This window comes from Streptococcus suis, from assembly GCF_002964045.1.
GTDB lineage: Bacteria > Bacillota > Bacilli > Lactobacillales > Streptococcaceae > Streptococcus > Streptococcus suis_U.
The window spans coordinates 26914-46728 of the sequence record NZ_POPB01000355.1; the positions used below are offsets into that span (position 1 = coordinate 26914).

Sequence of the window (19815 nt, forward strand, 5' to 3'; positions counted from 1 at the left end):
TGCTTCTTTGCCTGTCGAAATAGTTTGTGGAAAAACAAGTGAGGGAGTGACGAGTGATAAAACAAGGTCTACTTAGATTGGTTTTGCTTGGTTTTGTCTGTCTCTTAGCTGCCTGTGGTGGTCAGAAAATGGGAGATGACCAAACACAAGTTGAAAAAGCAGAACCGACTATCCAAACTAATTTTTATCAAGCTATAAATAGGGATTGGTTAAATGGCAGCTGGTTATCAAGTGGCACACCTTTCTACAATGAGTTTACAAGATTGCAAATGGATGTCGATGAGCAATTAAAATCGGATTTTGACAAAATGGTAGCTGGTCAGCTAGAGCCTCAGTCTGAGGATTTAGTAGAATTTATCAAGTTGTATCAGCAGGGTCTTGATTTTACCAAAAGGGAAGAAGATGGTGTCAGAGTAGCTAGAATGATACTGGATGAAATGTTGGGAATTGCTTCGTTTTCCGAGCTGAAATCGCTTAGTCAAGATTGGATTCGTAAGGACTATCCATTGCCCTATGGTCTTGATGTGATTGCCAATCCACGAAATACATCTGAAAGAATGCTGATTTTGCTGCCACCTCAGACGATTCTACCAGATAAGTCCTACTATGAAGACAGGACTGTTCGTGAGAAACTCATGAATTCTTACCGTATATCTGCGAGCCATATTTTGGAAAAATGTGGCTACTCAGACCAGGAGGCCACTGCTTTGGTTGAAGGAGCCATTACTTTTGACAATCGACTCGTTGACACTCTACCAGCTAGTGAGAATGTGAATAATGATTTGGGACCTGTGAACGCAGAAGAACTTAGAACATTCTCAGAGGTCAAAAACTACTCTCCAACTTTATCAATTGGAGAACAATTGGTAGGATTGGTGGGCTTGGAACCGGAGGAAGTTTATGTTTCTAATCCAAGCTACTTTGAACAATTATCCCACATTGTCAAGGAAGAAAATTTCTCAGAATATCGTTCATGGGCTTTAGTTAGTCAAGCAATGAAGTTAGCCCCCTATTTGACTGGGGAAATCATGCAGACAGCAGGGAGATTTCATGCAGAAGTCCAAGGACTTTCAGCCTCCTATCCGAATGATTACATGACTTATCTAGATGTGACTGGAATGTTCAAGGAAAGTTTGGGTGTTTATTATGGTCGAAACTATGCCGATGAAACGGACTTACTTGCCATTCAGGAGATGGCTAAGGCAATCTCTAGGACCTATCAGGAAAGGATTCTAGCCAATGATTGGCTTAGTCAAACCACCAAGCAAGCTGCAATTAAAAAATTAGAAAATATCACATATCATATCGGCTATCCAAGGGAGTTGAGCGACTGGACCAAGTCATTAAAGGTTCGTGAAGACTTGTCTTATATTGAAAATATTTTGGCAATTACGATTCAAGCTAGAACAGGAGTTTTCGAGCGTTATAGCCAGCCAATAGATAGACAGACTTGGGCTAGCAATGTATCGGCAAGTGAAGTAACAGCCGCCTACGCTCCTAGTCAGAATGCGATTTATATTCCGGCGGCTATTTTACAAGCTCCGTATTATGACAAAAATCAATCTGTGGCCGAGAATTATGGCGGGATTGGCAAAATTATTGCTCATGAATTTGTTCATGCTTTTGATGCTATAGGAGCAAATTTTGATGAGACTGGTAGTCTAAAAGACTGGTGGACAGAGCAAGATAGACTAGCGTTTGAAGAAAAAAATCAAGCACTAGTAGACTTATTTGATGGTCAGGAAGTCTATGGTGGTAGAGTAGATGGTCACCTAACCTTGTCTGAAAATCTTGCGGATTTGGGAGGAATACAGATTGCTTTGGCTACGCTCAAAAAAGAAGAACCGTCAGCTAACCTAAAAGAATTTTTTGAGAATTATGCCCGTAGCCGTCGTGAAATGGTTGCGGTTGATTATGGCCGTTATCAACTTCAGGTAGATACGCATTCTCCGGAGGAATTTCGGGTCAATATCCAGTTACAGCAGATGGATGATTTTTATGAAGTTTACACTATTCAAAAGGGAGACCCCATGTATAGGGCACCCGAAGAAAGAATGGTTATTTGGTAAAGGAAAGGTAGCAATCTATGATGGACTTACCTATTCCAAAATGAATGTTGAGAATGCAGGATGATTTTATGATAATTTCCAATTTATCCACCCGCTTTCAAGTTCGAAAGCTAACTGAAGCTGATTTGGAGCAGGTTTTGGCCCTCTACCAGACTAATCCTCTCTATTTTGAACATTTTCCGTCCCTACCTAGTCTGGAAAGTTTGGCCAATGACCTGATAGATTGTCCACCAGGTAAGGAGCTATCAGATAAGTATTTTCTAGGATTTTGGGACAAAGAGCGATTAGTTGCCATCTTAGACCTAATTGACGGTTATCCGACAGAAGATACCTACTATATCGGACTTTTTATGGTAGATGCTCATTTTTCTGGACAAGGTCTTGGTTCAAAGATTATAGCAGAGCTTCTGCCCCAGTTAGCAACAAGCTTCAAAAAGGTGCGTCTTGGCTATGTAGAAAGCAATCCCCAGTCCAGTCATTTTTGGTCCAAGGTCAGATTTTGCCCAACTGGTGAGGTCAAAGAGTTGGCTGGAAAAACAATCGTCATAGCCGAATATACATTGGATGAATCATAATAAAAAACTGCCTGGTTCAATCAGAACTGGGCAGTACTTGTTTTACATTCTAAAAAATGGATTGAAATTTTTCTCATGTCCAACGCTGGTATTTTGACCATGACCGGGATGGATAGTGTAGTGGTTTGGTAGGGTAAAAATGTGTTCTCTGATACCTGCAATCAAGTCGTCAAAATTGCTGGTTGGCAGGTCTGTACGCCCAATCGTTTCACGGAAGAGAGCATCACCTGTAATGACCGCTTCAGCTTCTGGGAAAATAAAGGATACCCCACCGATGGAGTGGCCGGGTGTTGGCACAACCTTGAAACGAAAACCGTCAAACTGGTAGTCCTCTTGGTATTGGAAGATTTTTTCAGCGGGTCGGCAGACTACATTTTCCATATCATCGTGACGAGGTAGGCCAGACAAGTTCATCTCAGGTGTAAATAGCCAGCTGGCTTCGCTTTCAGCCACATAGACTGGCGGGAAATTGTAGGTCTCACGCAGGATGTCCAAGCTCATAATATGGTCGTAGTGGGTATGGGTCAAGAGAATGGCTGAAATGGGCTTGCCAATTTTTTCAATCATTGCTTGAATTTTGGTCCAGTCACTTCCTGGGTCAACGACAAGCAGGTGGCTATCGTTTTCAATGTAGTAGGTATTTTGAAAGGCAACAGGGTTGACAGATTTATGGATGAACATCATACTTCTCCTTACCAGAAACAGTTTTTATACAAGTAGTCTAACAAAAAAATCCAGTGAATTCATGGATTTTGTTTGAGGCTTTTTCAGTGGGAGCGAATGTGCTATAATGAACAGTATGAAAGACACAAGAACAAGCAATCGGTATGCCGTTGTGGATTTGGAAGCAACTGGTACAGGAGCCGATGCAAAAATCATTCAAATCGGGATTGTTCTGGTTGAAAACGGAGAAATCATTGACAGTTACGCAACGGACATCAATCCCTATGAGCTACTGGATGACCATATCAAGAATCTGACAGGTATCACAGACCAACAGCTAAGTAAGGCACCTGATTTTGGTCAAGTAGCAAGTACCATTTATGACATGATTGGTGATGCTATTTTCGTCGCCCATAATGTCAAGTTTGATGCCAATCTCTTGGCGGAAGCCCTCTTTTTTGAAGGCTATGAACTGTTGACGCCACGTGTAGATACGGTGGAGCTATCTCAATTATTCTTCCCAACCTTTGACAAATATAGTCTGGGAAATCTTGCAGAGCATTTGGAACTTGGCTTGGACCAGGCTCACACAGCCATATCAGATGCCATGGCAACGGCTCGTCTCCTCATCAAAATTCAAGAGAAAATAAAGAGCTTACCCAGGTCTATTGTTGAAAAGATTCTTGATTTGGCGGATAATCTACTCTTTGAATCCCGTTTGGTCATTGATGAGCTGGTGCCCTATCTATCCGAAACCTTGTCGACCAGTCTAGAAAGTATTCATGGCTTGGTCTTGAAAAAGCCAGTAAAAGACCAGCCAGCCTACCATCTATCGGAAGATTTTGTGACCAATCTTGCCCTACTCGGTCTACACGAACGCAAAAAACAAACAGCCTTCGCTCAAGTTGTCGAAAAACGCTTGGCAGAAGCAGAAAAAGTGCATTTTATACAGGCACAGGCAGGTTTGGGCAAGACCTATGGTTATCTACTGCCCTTACTTGCAAAGTCGGACCAACCCCTACTAGTTACGGTACCGACCAAGCTCCTTCAAGAGCAAATTATGGAAAAAGAGGGAAGCAAGCTGCGAGAGATTTTCCATATTTCCATGGCATCCCTCAAGTCGCCCAAGCATTTTATCAAATTGGATAAGTATTGGAAAACCCTGCAAAGACAGGATGACAATCGCCTAGTCAATCAATTCAAGATGCATATCCTTGTCTGGTTGATGGAAACTCAAACAGGCGATTTGGACGAACTCAAGCAGAAACAACGCTATCAAGCCTACTTTGATGAGATTGCCCATGATGGCAATTTGGAGCCAGAAAGTCTTTTCTGGGGCTGGGATTTTTGGCAACGTTTGAACAAGCAAGCCTTAACCAGCAAGTTGCTCGTCACCAACCATGCCTATTTCCTCAGTCATCTCAAGGACCAAGATCCACTGATGAACAATCGCTTGGTGGTCATCGACGAGGCCCAGAAATTTCTTTTGGCTGCTGAAAATCTCGCGACGGATTCACAGGATATAACGGCTCTTTTGCAAGCATTGCAGAGCAAGAAAGACAAGGCCGATAAGCTCTTAGACCAGCGCCTTTATGAATCCTGCCAGTTTGAGCTTAACCATCTCTTGACCCGTTTTCGACAGCATGGGCAGCGGGAAATTTCAAAAGAAGAACTTGGCCAAGTCAAGCAGAATCTGGCTGAGTTACAGGATATTGACCTACAGGACCTGGACCATCTCCTTGATAGGTATGATCATTTTTGGTTGGAGGAGAAGAATCTTGAGGACAAGCGGATTGCTTATCTGCGTGGTTCCAAGGACAGCCTTTTGAATGTGACCAACTACTTGCCAGACACCAAGATTTTCTGCATCAGCGCTACCTTGACCATCAGTAAAAAGGTTAGCCTAGCAGATTTGCTTGGATTTGAGCAGGTCACCATGGACTTGCTTCCAACGCAGGCAGTGACCAACCAGCAGCTATTCTTTCCAACCCACCTCCCTGATATCCTCGCTTGGACCAAGGAGGAGCATGCAGCTTATTTGGCTACTACTTTAGGAGAAATAGCAGAGCTGAGACGACCGATTTTGGTCTTGTTTACCTCTATTTCTCTGCTCTTGCAGGTGTCGGATTTGTTAGATGAAAGTGATATTCCCCACCTAGCCCAGCACAAGCATGGCCAGGAAATGACTCTCAAACGCAAATTTGAACGAGGGGAATGTCAGATTTTGCTGGGTACAGGTGTCTTTTGGGAGGGAGTTGATTTTGCCAGTCAGCACCAACTGATTCAGGTCATTACGAGACTGCCATTCGATAATCCCAAGGACCGTTTTGTCCAGAAAATCAATCATCATCTACGCGAGCAAGAAAAAAATCCATTTTACGATTACAGCCTGCCTATGATGATGATTAAGCTCAAACAAGCCATCGGTCGAACTAATCGGCATGACAACCAAGATTCTCTAGTTTTGGTATTAGATCCTCGCATCCATACCAAACGCTATGGACAGCAAATTCTGTCCTTCTTTGAGAAAGACTATCAAGTATTGCAACCTAGTGAAAGTGAGATGGTAGCAATCGCACAGGAATTTTTTGAATAGATAAAAAGGAAGCGGCTAGGCTTCCTTTTGTTTCGAGCTTTTTTTAATGCTACTCAGATTCTCTCACTCCTTATCGAATAACATTGATTTTCTTTATACCTAAAATATGGTATAATTTTCCAAATATTAGTTTTTGTGAGAAGAGATTATGACAGAAGAAACGATCGTATTTAAGGTGGGCACCAGCTCACTGACACAAGAAAACGGGAGTTTGGATCGGATTAAGATTGCTCGGATTACCAATCAGCTAGCTCAGTTGCATCAGAAGGGCTACCAGATTGTGTTGGTGACTTCGGGCTCGATTGCTGCTGGTTTTCGGAGATTGGGATTTGACAAGCGACCGACCAAGATTGCGGAAAAGCAAGCATCTGCGGCTGTGGGTCAGGGCTTGCTGATTGAGGAATATACGCAGAATCTGATGAAAGACGGCATCGTATCGGCTCAGATTTTGCTGACCCAGGATGATTTTGCGGATGCCAGACGTTATCAGAATGCTTCTCAGGCCATGCAGGTCTTGCTCAAGCAACGGGCCATTCCCATTATCAATGAAAATGATACCATTGCCATTGAGGAAATCAAGGTGGGGGATAATGACACCTTATCTGCCCAGGTGGCTTCTCTCTTGAAAGCAGACCTCTTGGTGCTTTTAACGGATGTGGATGGACTTTACACGGCCAATCCCAACAGTGATCCGACTGCCCAGCATTTGCCTCAAATCAAGGAAATTACGGAAGATTTGTTTGCAATGGCAGCAGGAGCAGGCTCGTCCAACGGAACGGGTGGCATGACCACCAAATTGCAGGCGGCACAGATTGCGACCAAGTCAGGGGTACCTGTCTTTATCTGCTCTTCAAAAGAGGATACCGCTCTCTTACAGGCAGTCACCCAGGCCAATCGTGGCACTCTCTTTTTAGCAGATGACCATGCCATGAACCAGCGCAAGCAGTGGATGGCCTTCTACGCTCGGACAGACGCAGCGGTTGAAGTGGATGCTGGTGCGGTTGAGGCTATGTTGCACCAAGGTCGTAGTCTGTTAGCTGCGGGTGTCAAAGCCCTTGAAGGCGACTTTGAAGTGGGGCAGGTTGTGGAAGTTTACAGCCAGGCGGACCACCGTTTGATTGGTAAAGGGCGGGTCAAACTGTCCTCCAAGGACTTGCAGGACCAGTTGGCAAATGGCAGAGCAGAGGGCGTGCTTATTCACCGCAACGATTGGGTGAGCTTATAGTCATTCAGTTTTTCTTTTATTATTGTAACGAACGAGCAAACTGAAAGACTAACATAGGAGAAAATTATGACAACAACACAAGCATTATTAGATAGTTTATTGGCCCACAAGGCTTCTATCAACCTTGCAACAACAGACCAGAAAAACCAGGCCCTATCGGCTATGGCAAACCAGTTGATTGCTCAGACGGAGGCAATCCTAGCAGGCAATGCCATCGACATGGAACATGCCCAAGGCAAGATTAGCCAGGTGATGCAGGACCGTTTGCTGCTGACAGAGGAACGGATTGAAGCCATGGCGGATGGCATTCGGGCCTTGATTGGCTTGCCAGATCCTGTCGGTTTAGTCTTGGAAGAATCTACTCGGGCAGACGGCTTACATATTCGCAAGAAATCCATTCCCTTTGGCTTAGTGGGAATGATTTACGAAAGCCGACCAAACGTGACCTCAGACGCCGCAGCCTTGGCCATCAAGAGTGGTAATGCGGTCATCTTGCGTGGAGGAAAGGAAGCCTTTCATTCTTCTCAGGCCATTGTTTCGGCATTAAAAGCTGGACTGGAAGAGGTCGGCTTGTCACCCAAGGTTATCGAATTGGTTCAAGATACCAGCCGAGCCTCTGCGACAGAGCTGATGACGGCAAAAGGTAAGATTGACTTATTGGTGCCTCGTGGTGGTGCGGGCTTGATTCAAGCCGTTGTAGAAAATGCAACAGTTCCTGTTATCGAAACAGGTACGGGCATCTGCCATGTCTATGTGGACAAGGATGCGGACTTGGACAAGGCTTTACAAATTGCAGTCAATGCCAAAGTCAACCGTCCTTCAGCTTGTAATTCGGCAGAGGTCTTGTTGATCCATGAAGCTATTGCCAGCCAATTCCTACCTCGCTTGGAAGAAGCTCTTTCTGGTCAGGTGGAATTACGTGCTGACGGTCAGGCCCAGGCTATTCTAAACCAATCCACACCAGCAAGCGACCAAGATTTTGATACAGAATTTTTGGACTATATCTTGGCTGTCAAGGTCGTTTCAAACGTAGAAGAGGCTATCAGCCACATCGCTCAACACTCGACAGGGCACAGCGAGGCTATTGTGACGGAAAACAGCCAAACGGCAGAACTTTTTACACTCCATGTGGACTCGGCAGCAGTCTATGTCAATGCCTCGACCCGTTTCACAGACGGTGGCGAGTTCGGTCTGGGCTGCGAGTTGGGCATTTCCACCCAGAAGATGCACGCTCGTGGTCCTATGGGTCTGCGTGAGATGACCACCTACAAGTACATCATCACAGGCGACGGTCACATTCGTTAGGAGGACAAGATGAAGATTGGATTTATCGGACTGGGCAACATGGGAGCGGCCCTGGCCCAAGCGGTCAGCCAGCAGCCAGACACCCAGCTCCTACTCAGCAACCACAACCCAGCAAAAGCCCAGGCTCTTCAAGAGAAGGTAGGCGGTCAACTTTTTTCTAATGGGGAAATAGCAGAGCAGGCCGAGGTCATTTTCCTTGGGGTCAAACCTCACCTGATTGAGTCCGTTTTGTCAACCTTACAGGCCCAGATTAGCCAGAATCCGTCGGCCATTTGGATTTCCATGGCAGCAGGAGTGACTCTTGATAGCCTAGCAGAATTTGTGTCGGCAGACAAACTCATTCGGATCATGCCCAATACACCAGTCGCTATCGGCCAAGGCATGACAACCTATAGCTTGGTCAATCAAGACTTCGCTCCGCTATTGGAACAAATCCTAGAAAAATCAGGCAAGGTTCAGCAAGTGCCAGAGAGCCTGATCGATGCAGCAACGGCTATCGCAGGCTGCGGCCCTGCCTTCGTCTATCAGATGATCGAGGCCCTGACCGATGCCGGTGTGCAGAACGGGCTGACGGCTCAGGATGCCAAGATTCTGGCGGCTCAGACCCTAACAGGTACTGCTCAGATGGTCTTGGAGAGCGACAAGCACCCAGCCCAACTCCGACAGGAAGTGACCTCGCCAGGCGGCTCAACCATCGCAGGCGTGGTGGCACTGGAAAAAGAAGGCTTCCGTTACGCTATTATCAAGGCGGTCGCCGCAGCCCTCAAAAAGACAAAGAAATTAGGGAAAAAATAGAAGACAGCAAAAAACGGGACTTTTAATCCCGTTTTGTTTTTTCTTTGATCCATTGGCTGACGTTGGACAGGGCCTTGCTTTGTCCGGCCTTGCGTTTTTGTTCGTGGACAAATTCCGCAAAACTCTGCTTGACACCGTCTTTCTGGACCTTATCCTGCAGATCTTGCCATTTTTTCTTGAGGTTGCTGGAAGTCCGTTCGTAGTAGTCCTCAAGAATTTCTTCCTTGGACTTGTAATTGCGGTAGAAGGCATTACGCGATACTCCAGCTTTTCGGACCAATTCAGAAACGGAAATTTGCTTGATGTCTTTTTTTTCTAGGAGAAATAGCAGAGCTGTTTCGATGGATTCCTTGGTTAATTGATTGGCTTCCTTGTTGGATTGGTAGAGATTTTTTAATGATTTTGGTGAAATCTTCCGTTCTGCCATAGATTTCCTCTCACATGTGTCACATCGGAAAGTAAATGTTTTCAGATGATATAGTTTAATGATATAATTGTAAGTAAATAGAGATTTATTGTCAAATAAAACAGTAGAATAAACAAGTAGAAATGAGAATCCTATGCCTAAATGGAAAATTGTTGTTGACTCAGGTTGTGACTACCGTCAGTTGAAGAATCTTGCACCAGATACAGAGTTTATCAGTGTACCATTGACCATTCAAGTGGGGGGCCAGGCCTTTGTGGATGATGCGAATTTGGACATTGACCACATGATGGAAGTCATGGAAGCGTCCAAATCCGCAGCGGGATCAGCCTGCCCAAGTCCACAAGCCTATCAAGCAGCCTTTGAAGGTGCAGCAAATATTATCGTGATGACCATTACCGGTGGTTTGTCTGGTAGTTTTAATGCGGCGCGAGTAGCCCGTGACATGTATGTCGAGGAGCATCCAGAAGTCAATATCCATTTGATTGATAGCCTGTCAGCTGGTGGGGAGATGGACTTGATCGTGGATGAAATCAATCGTCTAATTGCGACAGGATTAGAATTTGAGGGATTGGTACAAGCTATTACCACCTATCAAGAAAATAGCAAACTGCTTTTTGTCTTGGCAAAGGTAGATAATCTAGTCAAGAACTGCCGTCTCAGCAAACTTGTTGGAACAGTTGTCGGGCTACTTAATATCCGTATGGTTGGTGAAGCAAGTTCTGAAGGCAAGTTGGAATTGCTCCAAAAGGCGCGTGGTCATAAGAAATCCGTTGTAGCGACATTTGAAGAAATGAAAAAGGCAGGCTATAACGGAGGTCGTATCGTCATGGCCCACCGCAATAATGACAAATTTTTCCAACAATTTTCGGAACTGGTTAAATCTACTTTCCCAAATGCAATTGTTGACCAAGTCGCAACATCTGGACTTTGTAGTTTCTACGCAGAAGATGGCGGACTCTTGATGGGCTATGAGATTAAAAACTAATACGCATTAAAAATAAAAATCAGACCACAATCAAGAACCGCTTGGAAATTGACAGTGGGCTGAAGTTGCAACTTGTATTTATTTGATTATCCGAATCTGTGAGGGTAGGTCTTCACAGATTTTCTTTTACAAAAATGTCTTTCAAAACTTTCAATTTTGTTGAAAAATGTGAATCATATTGTAGCTGTAGGAAGTCGAATTCTTCACCTTGGAAGAATGAACTTGCTGTGATTTGCTTTGTGATAGAAGGACGGAGTCGTCCCTTGGCCAGCTGAAAGGTGACACTGCCTTTTGAAATTGCGTAGGCTAGTGGCAGACTCGCATTTTTAACCAGTTCCTGCATGTCAGACCATTGGACATGGTGGGCATTATGAAGATTCTGTGTGTTTCGAGTAAACATCCCGCTATCGATATAGAGCGAGAGAGCCTTTTGCATGATTAAATTGGTATCGTAGTCAATCAGGCTCTTGTGCGTGATAAAGGCGTTTTTTAACTGGCTAGGAAGACTAATCGCACCGATACGAAGGGCTGGAAACAGCGTCGGTGTAAATGATTTGATATAGATAATACGTTGATCCGTATCAAGATAATGTAGGGGAAGACTGTGACTGGAGTCAAAATCTGCCAGGTAGTCATCTTCTACGATATAGACCTTATATTTCTGGGCTAACTTGACTATCGCAGCCTTTGTATTGGTATCGTAGGTGGTTCCGAGTGGATTGTGCAAACGAGGAATGGTATAAAAAAATTTAATCCGTCCTGTTTGAAAGATTTTTTCCAGTTTTTCTAGATCAATACCTGAAAAGTCGCGTTCGATGGTCTGGTGAGGAATATGTTGGTGCTGAATCAGGTCCACCATCCTCGAATAGGTCGGGTTTTCCAGTAAAATGTCTGTTTTTCCAGGTCCAAAATCCATCTGGGTCAAGATATAGAGGGCTTGTTGGCTACCAGCAGTAATAACTAGCTGGTCTTTTTTTGTATAGACATGATAATTCATCAAGAGTTCTTGTACAGATGCAATCAATTCTGCCAGCCCTTCCTGCTGATGGTAGTAGTTAAACAAGTAGTTTTCTCGACCAATCAGACTCTCATGAAGACAGATTCGAAAATCTTCGTAGGGTAATTCTTGAAAATCAGCAGGGTTTAATTCAAGAGCCTCTTCCTTAAAAGCCTGATCTTCTAAGACATAGTAACCACTTTTTTCAACGGCGTAAATCTTATTTTGGTATTTTAATTCTAGCAAGGCCTTTTGAACCGTATCTTTACTACAATTATATTCTTGACTGAGTTTGCGAATGGATGGCAGTTTTTGGCCCCGTTTATAGCTGTTGTTTTCGATGGCTTCTAAAATATCTCTGATGATGACCTGGTATTTGTTCATAGAAACTGTCCCCCCACAGAATTGATGCTATAAGTATAATGAATTTATCCCATAAAAACAAGTTTAACATTCGAGTTCCAAAAGTTTGTTTGATGCATAATATGATATAATGAAAGAATGAGAATCATTATTCCGAATGCGAAAGAATTAAACACACATTTCGATAATCAGCCTTTTCAGGAATTACCCCAAAACAGTAAGCTTGTCTTGGAAGCGATTGGAACAAAATCTCAAAAAGAGCTTGCAAGTTTTTATAAACTGTCTGAGGAAAAGGCTCAGTTGGAATGGGACCGTTGGCAGAGGATAAAGACCGGTCAAGCCAAATCCTATCCAGCTTGGCAATTGTACGACGGCTTGATGTATCGTTACATGGACAGGCGAGACCTGAATGAGAAACAGGTAGCCTATCTGCAGCAGCATGTCCGATTGGCAACTGGACTGTACGGTCTGATTCAACCCCTAGAACAGATTTCGCCTCATCGTCTGGATTTTCAAGGAAGTTTGAAGATTGGTGGGCAATCCTTAAAGCAATATTGGCGGCCCTTCTTTGACCAGGAAGTAGCTGGAGAAGATTGGATTTTGTCCCTGGCTTCCTCGGAATTTGAACAAGTCTTTTCTCCAGAGATTCAGTCGAAACTAATTCGAGTGGTCTTTAAGGAAGAAAAAGCTGATCAGTTGAAGGTTCATTCTACCATATCTAAAAAAGGGCGTGGGCGAATGCTTTCTTGGCTGGTTAATAATGAAGTCAAAAACATACTAGAATTAAAAGAGTTTGATGTCGACGGATTCCAATTCTTTTCTTCAGAGTCAACAGAAAAGGTGTTTGTTTTTGTGCGTAAGGTTTAAAATTATGACAAATTTGTGACGAATTACACATAATATTGACCGAAGAAAGTATAAAAGCTAGCTATAAAGATTTTTATGTGGTAAAATAGAAGGGTTATCATTTTAAGGAAGGTTCGTTATGAAAAATAGAAATGGACGTAGAAGGGCTTCAAAGCTTAAGTTTATAAACTGGGCTTTATGGATACTCTATGTCATAGTTCTTGCTCTTTTCTTATTTACAATGTACCGATATAACATTTTAGATTTTCGGTTCTTAAATCATATTATTACAGTTATATCGATTAGTATTGTCATTCTGTCGGTGCTGCTAATGTGGAGGAGAAAGGCGCGTGTGTTGACGACGGTCTTACTTGTTCTATCCCTGATTGCAACCTCTGTGGGCGTTTATGGGATGAGGGAAGTCGTTAATTTTTCAAGTCGCTTAAATTCGAATTCAGCATTTGCTGAGTATGAAATGAGCATCATCGTTCCCGCAACCAGTGACATTACAGATATTAGTCAATTATCCTCTGTCATGGCACCATCTGATTATGACCAAGAAAATGTTACTGCATTACTAGATGACGTTTCGAAGATGAAATCGGTTCAGTTATCGAAGACTCCAACTAGTTCATACCTAACAGCTTATCAATCCATGATGAATGGTGAGACTCAAGCTATGGTATTTAATGGTGTCTTTACCAATATTCTAGAATCAGAAGATCCTGATTTTTCCAATAAAGTCAGAAAGCTCTATACATTTAAAGTCACAAAGCAAGTGGAGACAACCGTAGAGCAGGCAAGTGGAGATAGTTTTAATATCTATATTAGCGGGATTGATACCTATGGACCAATTTCTTCCGTTTCTCGTTCTGATGTCAATATCATTATGACAGTCAATCGTGCAACCCATAAAATCTTGCTGACGACCACTCCTCGTGACTCTTACGTCGCAATTGCTGATGGTGGTCAAAATCAATATGACAAACTGACTCACGCAGGGATATACGGAGTAGATGCCTCTATCCATACCCTAGAAAATCTTTATGGGATTGATATTAGCAACTATGTCCGATTGAACTTTACCTCCTTCTTACAGTTGATTGATTTGGTTGGAGGAATAGATGTCTACAATGATCAGGAATTTACGAGTCATATTGGTAGTCATCAATTTCCAATTGGAAATCTGCATTTAAATTCAGAGTTGGCACTTGCATTTGTAAGAGAAAGATATTCCTTAGCAAATGGTGATAATGATCGTGGTAAGAACCAAGAGAAGGTCATTGCAGCCTTAATTAAAAAATTGAGTTCGCCAGAAAATCTTAAAAACTACCAAGCTATTTTATCTGGTCTTGAAGGTTCTATTCAAACAGACCTTAGTTTGGAAACAATAATGAGTTTGGTCAATTCACAATTAGAATCAGGCACCCAGTTTACAGTGGAATCCCAAGCCCTAACTGGTTCAGGACGTATGGATTTACCTTCATATGCTATGCCAAGTTCACAGCTTTACATGATGGAAATTGATCAAAACAGTTTAACAAATGTAAAATCAGCCATTCAGTCTGTATTGGACGGTAAATAAAAGGAGAGATTATGAATAATCAAGAAGTAAATACAATCGAAATTGATGTATTGTCATTGTTGAAATCACTTTGGAGAAAAAAGTTAGTCATCATCATTACAGCTTTACTCGGTGCGGGGATTGCCTTTATTTATAGCGTATTTCTCGTTACACCACAGTATGATGCAACGACACGTATCTATGTAGTTAGTCAAAATGTTGAAGCTGGTGCGGGTTTGACCAACCAAGAACTTCAGGCTGGTACTTATCTTGTTAAAGACTACAAGGAAATCATCCTTTCTCAAGACGTATTGACTAAAGTTCAAACGGAGCTTGGAATTTTAGATAGTATCACTGATAAAATTTCTGTTTCGATTCCTGTTGATACACGTATTGTTTCGATCACTGTAAGAGATGCAGATCCAAATGAGGCGGCTCGAATTGCTAATAGTCTTCGAACAGCTGCAGCACAGAAAATTATTGAAGTGACAAAAGTTAATGATGTAACAACATTAGAAGAAGCAGTTCCAGCAGATGAGCCTTCTACACCACGTACCAAAAGAAATCTAGCTATTGGTTTCTTAGCTGGAGGTTTACTAGCGGTCGGACTTGTATTGGTATTTGAAGTATTGGACGATCGAGTAAAACGACCTCAAGATATCGAAGAAGTAATGGGCTTGACCTTGCTAGGTGTAGTACCAGATTCGAAAAAATTGAAATAGGAGTGAAAAATGGCAACATTAGAAATTGCACGTACTAAATTGGAATTAGTAAGTAAGACAGAAGAATACTTTAATGCTATTCGAACAAACATTCAGTTGAGTGGATCAGATATTAAAGTTGTTGGTATTACTTCAGTACAATCTAACGAAGGGAAGAGTACGACAGCTGCCAGCCTTGCCATGGCCTATGCTCGTACAGGTTATAAGACAGTTTTGGTTGACTCTGATATTCGTAATTCTGTTATGTCCGGTTTCTTCAAACCAACGGCAAAAATTACGGGCTTGACGGACTATCTATCTGGTACAACAGACCTTTCTCAAGGATTGTGTGACACGGATATTCCAAATTTGACAGTTATTGAGTCTGGTAAAGTTTCTCCAAACCCTACTGCCCTATTACAAAGTAAAAACTTTGAAAATCTTCTAGCAACGCTGCGTCGCTATTATGATTATGTCATTGTTGACTGTCCTCCACTCGGGATGGTTATTGACGCTGCGATTATTGCTCAAAAATGTGATGCGATGGTCACTGTAGTGGAAGCTGGAACTGTAAAACGCTCTGCTGTTAAAAAAGTAAAAGAGCAGTTGGAACAAACTGGTACTCCATTCTTGGGTGTGATTCTAAACAAATATGATGTCACAGCGGCAAATTATGGAGACTATGGTAACTACGGTAATTATGGGAACTATGGTAAAAAAGCCTAGTTCAAGCATGAAAACAAAAAAAATATAATCAAGGTGTACTATGATTGATATACATTCCCATATCATTTTTGGGGTCGATGATGGTCCGAAAACGATAGAAGAAAGTTTAGAGCTCATCAAACTAGCACGAAGTCAAGGGATTCGAATGATTGTTGCGACATCACATAGACGAAAAGGGATGTTCGAAACTCCTGAAAAAGTTATTGCAAGTCATTTTAGCCAGTTAAAAGAAGCTGTAAAACAATCTTTTCCTGAACTGAGACTGTGTTATGGTGGGGAACTTTACTATAGTAAAAGTTTGATGGAAAAATTGGAAAAGAAAAAGGTTCCGACAATCAATGGCTCTCGGTATATTCTTTTGGAATTCAGTATGAATACTCCTTGGAAAGAGATTCAAAAAGCAGTTAATGAGGTTAGCCTTTTGGGACTAACTCCATTAATTGCTCACATTGAACGCTATGATTCGCTTGCTTTTGATGCAACTCGTGTGGAAGAACTTATTGAAAAAGGTTGTCTGACCCAAGTAAATAGTAGTCATGTCTTGAAGCCTACTTTGATTGGTGACCGTTCGAAAGAATTTAAGAAAAGAGTACAGTTCTTCCTTGAGAATGACTTGGTTCATTGTGTGGCTAGTGATATGCATAACACAACAACACGCCCTCCATTTTTGAAGGAAGCATATGCTATTGTTAAAGAGGAATATGGAGAAGATAGAGCAAAAGCTTTGTTTAAGAAAAATCCTCTATCGATCTTGAAGAACCAACTATTGGAGTAGTGATCTTTAAGCAACGAAAGTAAAAGTTATTTTTACTTTCCAAGAGTTTAAAATATCTTTTAGATTCTTGGAAGGTTGAAATGCATCAGCTGTGAGAATGACAAAAAATCTAACAGCATCTACATTTTTTAATGAATAAAATAGCCTTTCAATACTAAAAGTTAGATTTCAATCATTTATTTAGAATTTACTATAATATAAACTAATGCCAATAAAATTTATAGGATATTTATATGGTAAATTCTGATAAAGAAGTTTGGTAATTACGACTAAATTTCCAATGTCATTGTATTAACAAATTTGAGAAAGTACAGGAGATGTTATGAATTTTGAAACAGGATATCGTCAAGTTAGCCTCGTTTTGTTAGAATTACTTTCAGTTTTTTTAGCTGCAACTATAACCAGTCAAATTCCAAATAGTGATTTAAGTCGTTCAGGTATATTTATCATTTTAATGGTACATTTTTTTGCCTTTTATTTATCTAGAATGGATTATGAATTCGAAAATCGGGGTTTTATCAAAGAATTTGAAAAGACATTTTGGTATAGTTTAGTTTTCGGCGTATTATTGACTGTTTTTTCATTTTTCTTAGAAGATAATTTTGAATTTTCTAGGAGAGGATTAATCTATTTCACACTTTTAAATTCAGTGTTTATTTATTTGATTAATTGCTTTATACGTCAATTTAAACATGTTCTTTTATTTACTTCTAATATCAACAGAAAAACCGTTCTCATTACAACTGAAGAACGCTGGGCGAGTATGAAGAAGTTATTGAAAACTGAGCAAGTTTTTAAAAATAATTTAGTAGCTCTTGTTATTTTAGATTCAAAAAAGGATTATTTTGGAATTTCAATCCCATTTTTCAAAACAGAAGAAGAGGCAATTGAGTTTGCAACTCGAGAAGTTGTTGACCAGGTTTTCATTAACTTACCAAGTGAACACTTTGATTTAAATCAAATTGTTTCAGAATTTGAGATTCTAGGCATCGATGTGAGTGTTGATGTAAATTCATTTGGTTTCCGTGCTTTGAAAAATAAAAAAATTCAACTGTTAGGTGACCATAGTATTGTAACGTTTTCTACCAATTTCTATAAGCCTAGTCATATCCTTATGAAACGAATTTTGGATATTGTAGGAGCTATTGTGGGCTTGCTTATGTGTGGATTGGCTTCAATAGTTTTGGTACCACTTATCAGACGTGATGGCGGCCCTGCTATTTTTGTCCAAAAACGTGTAGGAAAAAATGGTCGCATTTTCAAATTCTATAAATTCCGCTCGATGTATATTGATGCTGAGGAGCGTAAAAAAGAATTAATGGCTCAAAATCAGATGCAAGGTGGTATGTTCAAAATGGATAACGATCCTCGCATAACTCCAATTGGTCATTTCATTAGAAAGACTAGCTTGGATGAGCTACCTCAGTTTTACAATGTTTTAATTGGAGATATGAGTTTAGTTGGCACTCGTCCGCCAACTGTTGATGAATTTGAAAAATACACACCAAGTCAAAAACGCCGTTTAAGTTTTAAACCAGGCATCACAGGATTATGGCAAGTCAGTGGTCGAAGCAATATTACTGATTTTGACGAAGTTGTCAAACTTGATGTTGAATATATTGATAATTGGAACATTTGGTCAGATATCAAGATTTTGTTAAAAACTGTTCAAGTTGTTATTAAGAGAGAGGGAAGTAAGTAGGTTTTCAGGGCATAAAATTGAAAATTTACACAAATGATAAAATATGAAAAAAGTAAGTTCCGTTAAGATAAATTTCATTATGAATTTTATCTTAACGATATCAAACTTTATTTTTCCACTGATTACATTTCCGTATGTTTCCAGGGTATTGCAGGCAGATGGGATTGGTACCATAAACTTTGCAACATCAATTGTCACTTATTTTTCAATGATTGGAATGCTTGGTATTCCAACATATGGAATTAGAGCTTGTGCCAAAGTTCGTGATGATAAGGAAAAACTAGATAAAACCGTTATGGAAATCATGCTTTTGAATAGTTTAGTAATGGGAATTTCCTTGGTACTACTATTCATTTGTGTCATGACTATCGATAAACTGTATAGTGAAAAAATACTTTATCTTGTCTTATCATCTACATTAATTTTTAATGTATTAGGTGTGGATTGGTTATATCGTTCCTTAGAAAGATATTCTTATATTACGATTCGTTCTATTGTATTCAAGTTCTTATCAGTAATATTGATGTTTTTACTAGTCAAGACATCTGATGACTACGTTATCTATGGAGCAATCAGTGTCTTTGCCGCAGTTGGCTCAAATTTGCTGAACTTTATCAACTTGAGAAAAATCGTTTCTTGGAGACCTTTGAAGGAACTGGATATTTTCCAACATTTAAAACCGACCTTGACATTCTTTCTTCTTACAGTATCAACAACTATTTACTTGAATGTTGATACAACAATGCTAGGCTTTATCAAGGGAAGTGAAGAAGTTGGATACTACTCAGCAGCTGTAAAAGTGAAACAAATCTTAGTCAGCGTCGTAACTTCGCTTGGTGCTGTTTTACTACCAAGATTATCGTATTACTACGAACAGGGTAAAATGGAGGAATTTGAAAGACTGACACAGAAAGCACTTAATTTCGTCTTTCTGATTTCACTTCCCTTGGTTACATACTTTATCTTAGTCAGTGAGCAGGCGATTCTGTTCTTATCAGGAGAGAGTTTTTTACCAGCTGTTTTACCAATGCAGCTGATTATGCCTACTGTTTTGTTTATAGGACTATCAAACCTAATGGGAATTCAGATACTAGTTCCTACAAACAGGGAAAAATTGGTTGTCTATTCTACAATTGCTGGAGCAGTGGTTGATATACTTGTCAATAGTTTTGCCATTCCACTTCTTGGAGCAAGTGGTGCAGCAATAGCAGGTACAATTGCGGAATGTTCAGTAACCATCGTCCAATTTTATTTCTTGAAAGAATTCATCTTGCCAATCTTGAAAAAGATTCATTTTAGCAAGATGGTAATTAGTTTATTACTCGCAACAATCGCGACACTTGGTCTGCTTACGGTCCTACAAATCAATGTTTTTTGGACTTTAGCAATTTCAGCTAGCTTGTATTTTGCCCTTTATGGCATTAGTCTTTTCCTCCAAAAAGAAGAATTTGTGACGGAAATAGCGCAAATGGTTTTATCAAAAGTAAGAAAATAGGAGATT

16 protein-coding genes and 1 pseudogene are annotated in these 19815 nt (G+C 40.9%); 14 read left to right on the top strand and 3 right to left on the bottom strand.

The genetic code is table 11. The features are described from left to right. Window positions 1–53 precede the first annotated feature (53 nt). Window positions 54–2069 (top strand): M13 family metallopeptidase, encoded by a 2016-nt coding sequence (locus tag C1E99_RS08595; RefSeq protein ID WP_105207284.1) that lies wholly within the window; start codon window positions 54–56, stop codon window positions 2067–2069. A 68-nt stretch (window positions 2070–2137) separates the two neighbouring features. Then, window positions 2138–2644, top strand: a complete 507-nt coding sequence (locus tag C1E99_RS08600; RefSeq protein ID WP_105207285.1) for a GNAT family N-acetyltransferase — start codon at window positions 2138–2140, stop codon at window positions 2642–2644. Window positions 2645–2686: 42 nt separating this feature from the next. On the opposite strand, the gene C1E99_RS08605 is transcribed toward C1E99_RS08600, so the two are convergent. Then, window positions 2687–3325: an MBL fold metallo-hydrolase gene (locus C1E99_RS08605; protein ID WP_105207286.1), complete on the bottom strand. Its 639-nt coding sequence runs from the start codon at window positions 3323–3325 to the stop codon at window positions 2687–2689. Window positions 3326–3434: 109 nt separating this feature from the next. On the opposite strand from C1E99_RS08605, the gene C1E99_RS08610 reads away from it, so the two are divergent. The 4 genes from C1E99_RS08610 (at window position 3435) to proC (ending at window position 9228) form a co-directional block, all read left to right on the top strand. After that, window positions 3435–5903, top strand: a complete 2469-nt coding sequence (locus C1E99_RS08610) for a bifunctional DnaQ family exonuclease/ATP-dependent helicase (RefSeq protein ID WP_105207287.1) — start codon at window positions 3435–3437, stop codon at window positions 5901–5903. A gap of 148 nt (window positions 5904–6051) precedes the next feature. Continuing rightward, window positions 6052–7128, top strand: a complete 1077-nt coding sequence (gene proB / locus C1E99_RS08615; RefSeq protein WP_105207288.1) for a glutamate 5-kinase — start codon at window positions 6052–6054, stop codon at window positions 7126–7128. Between the two features lie 66 nt (window positions 7129–7194). Beyond that, the gene (locus tag C1E99_RS08620) at window positions 7195–8433 is read left to right on the top strand and encodes a glutamate-5-semialdehyde dehydrogenase (RefSeq protein ID WP_105207289.1); all 1239 of its coding nucleotides are present in this window, start codon (window positions 7195–7197) and stop codon (window positions 8431–8433) included. A gap of 9 nt (window positions 8434–8442) precedes the next feature. Then, a complete protein-coding gene (gene proC / locus C1E99_RS08625; RefSeq protein ID WP_105207290.1) occupies window positions 8443–9228 on the top strand; it encodes a pyrroline-5-carboxylate reductase in 786 nt (261 codons plus the stop codon). 169 nt (window positions 9229–9397) lie between these two features. Here the strand turns inward: proC and C1E99_RS15505 are convergent. Further along, window positions 9398–9655: pseudogene (locus C1E99_RS15505) on the bottom strand (TetR/AcrR family transcriptional regulator); the annotation flags it as partial. Window positions 9656–9788: 133 nt separating this feature from the next. Between C1E99_RS15505 and C1E99_RS08635 the strand changes: the two are divergent. Further along, entirely contained in the window at window positions 9789–10640 is an 852-nt protein-coding gene (locus C1E99_RS08635) for a DegV family protein (RefSeq protein ID WP_105207292.1), read from the top strand. Window positions 10641–10752: 112 nt separating this feature from the next. Here the strand turns inward: C1E99_RS08635 and C1E99_RS08640 are convergent, their stop codons facing one another. Beyond that, on the bottom strand, window positions 10753–12021 hold the full coding sequence (locus C1E99_RS08640; protein ID WP_105207293.1) for a PLP-dependent aminotransferase family protein: 1269 nt from the start codon (window positions 12019–12021) through the stop codon (window positions 10753–10755). A gap of 117 nt (window positions 12022–12138) precedes the next feature. Here C1E99_RS08640 and yaaA point away from each other — a divergent pair, with 117 nt between their 5' ends. The 7 genes from yaaA to C1E99_RS08675 all read left to right on the top strand — a co-directional run bounded on the left by yaaA (window position 12139) and on the right by C1E99_RS08675 (window position 19809). Continuing rightward, window positions 12139–12867 (top strand): peroxide stress protein YaaA, encoded by a 729-nt coding sequence (yaaA, locus tag C1E99_RS08645; protein WP_105207294.1) that lies wholly within the window; start codon window positions 12139–12141, stop codon window positions 12865–12867. A 118-nt stretch (window positions 12868–12985) separates the two neighbouring features. Further along, on the top strand, window positions 12986–14431 hold the full coding sequence (locus tag C1E99_RS08650) for an LCP family protein (protein ID WP_105207295.1): 1446 nt from the start codon (window positions 12986–12988) through the stop codon (window positions 14429–14431). An 11-nt stretch (window positions 14432–14442) separates the two neighbouring features. Next, a complete protein-coding gene (locus C1E99_RS08655; protein WP_105207296.1) occupies window positions 14443–15132 on the top strand; it encodes a YveK family protein in 690 nt (229 codons plus the stop codon). A 9-nt stretch (window positions 15133–15141) separates the two neighbouring features. After that, entirely contained in the window at window positions 15142–15837 is a 696-nt protein-coding gene (locus C1E99_RS08660) for a tyrosine-protein kinase (RefSeq protein ID WP_105207297.1), read from the top strand. 40 nt (window positions 15838–15877) lie between these two features. Beyond that, window positions 15878–16612: a CpsB/CapC family capsule biosynthesis tyrosine phosphatase gene (locus C1E99_RS08665; RefSeq protein ID WP_105207298.1), complete on the top strand. Its 735-nt coding sequence runs from the start codon at window positions 15878–15880 to the stop codon at window positions 16610–16612. Window positions 16613–16934: 322 nt separating this feature from the next. Beyond that, a complete protein-coding gene (locus C1E99_RS08670) occupies window positions 16935–18314 on the top strand; it encodes a sugar transferase (protein ID WP_105207299.1) in 1380 nt (459 codons plus the stop codon). A gap of 43 nt (window positions 18315–18357) precedes the next feature. Beyond that, window positions 18358–19809 (top strand): flippase, encoded by a 1452-nt coding sequence (locus C1E99_RS08675; RefSeq protein WP_105207300.1) that lies wholly within the window; start codon window positions 18358–18360, stop codon window positions 19807–19809. Window positions 19810–19815: the final 6 nt, after the last annotated feature.

Coding starts and splice junctions, on each gene's coding strand:
- C1E99_RS08600 (WP_105207285.1), top strand. CDS start 2,138: ATGATAATTTCCAATTTATCCACCCGCTTTCAAGTTCGAAAGCTAACT.
- C1E99_RS08605 (WP_105207286.1), bottom strand. CDS start 3,325: ATGTTCATCCATAAATCTGTCAACCCTGTTGCCTTTCAAAATACCTAC.
- C1E99_RS08610 (WP_105207287.1), top strand. CDS start 3,435: ATGAACAGTATGAAAGACACAAGAACAAGCAATCGGTATGCCGTTGTG.
- proB (WP_105207288.1), top strand. CDS start 6,052: ATGACAGAAGAAACGATCGTATTTAAGGTGGGCACCAGCTCACTGACA.
- C1E99_RS08620 (WP_105207289.1), top strand. CDS start 7,195: ATGACAACAACACAAGCATTATTAGATAGTTTATTGGCCCACAAGGCT.
- proC (WP_105207290.1), top strand. CDS start 8,443: ATGAAGATTGGATTTATCGGACTGGGCAACATGGGAGCGGCCCTGGCC.
- C1E99_RS08635 (WP_105207292.1), top strand. CDS start 9,789: ATGCCTAAATGGAAAATTGTTGTTGACTCAGGTTGTGACTACCGTCAG.
- C1E99_RS08640 (WP_105207293.1), bottom strand. CDS start 12,021: ATGAACAAATACCAGGTCATCATCAGAGATATTTTAGAAGCCATCGAA.
- yaaA (WP_105207294.1), top strand. CDS start 12,139: ATGAGAATCATTATTCCGAATGCGAAAGAATTAAACACACATTTCGAT.
- C1E99_RS08650 (WP_105207295.1), top strand. CDS start 12,986: ATGAAAAATAGAAATGGACGTAGAAGGGCTTCAAAGCTTAAGTTTATA.
- C1E99_RS08655 (WP_105207296.1), top strand. CDS start 14,443: ATGAATAATCAAGAAGTAAATACAATCGAAATTGATGTATTGTCATTG.
- C1E99_RS08660 (WP_105207297.1), top strand. CDS start 15,142: ATGGCAACATTAGAAATTGCACGTACTAAATTGGAATTAGTAAGTAAG.
- C1E99_RS08665 (WP_105207298.1), top strand. CDS start 15,878: ATGATTGATATACATTCCCATATCATTTTTGGGGTCGATGATGGTCCG.
- C1E99_RS08670 (WP_105207299.1), top strand. CDS start 16,935: ATGAATTTTGAAACAGGATATCGTCAAGTTAGCCTCGTTTTGTTAGAA.
- C1E99_RS08675 (WP_105207300.1), top strand. CDS start 18,358: ATGAAAAAAGTAAGTTCCGTTAAGATAAATTTCATTATGAATTTTATC.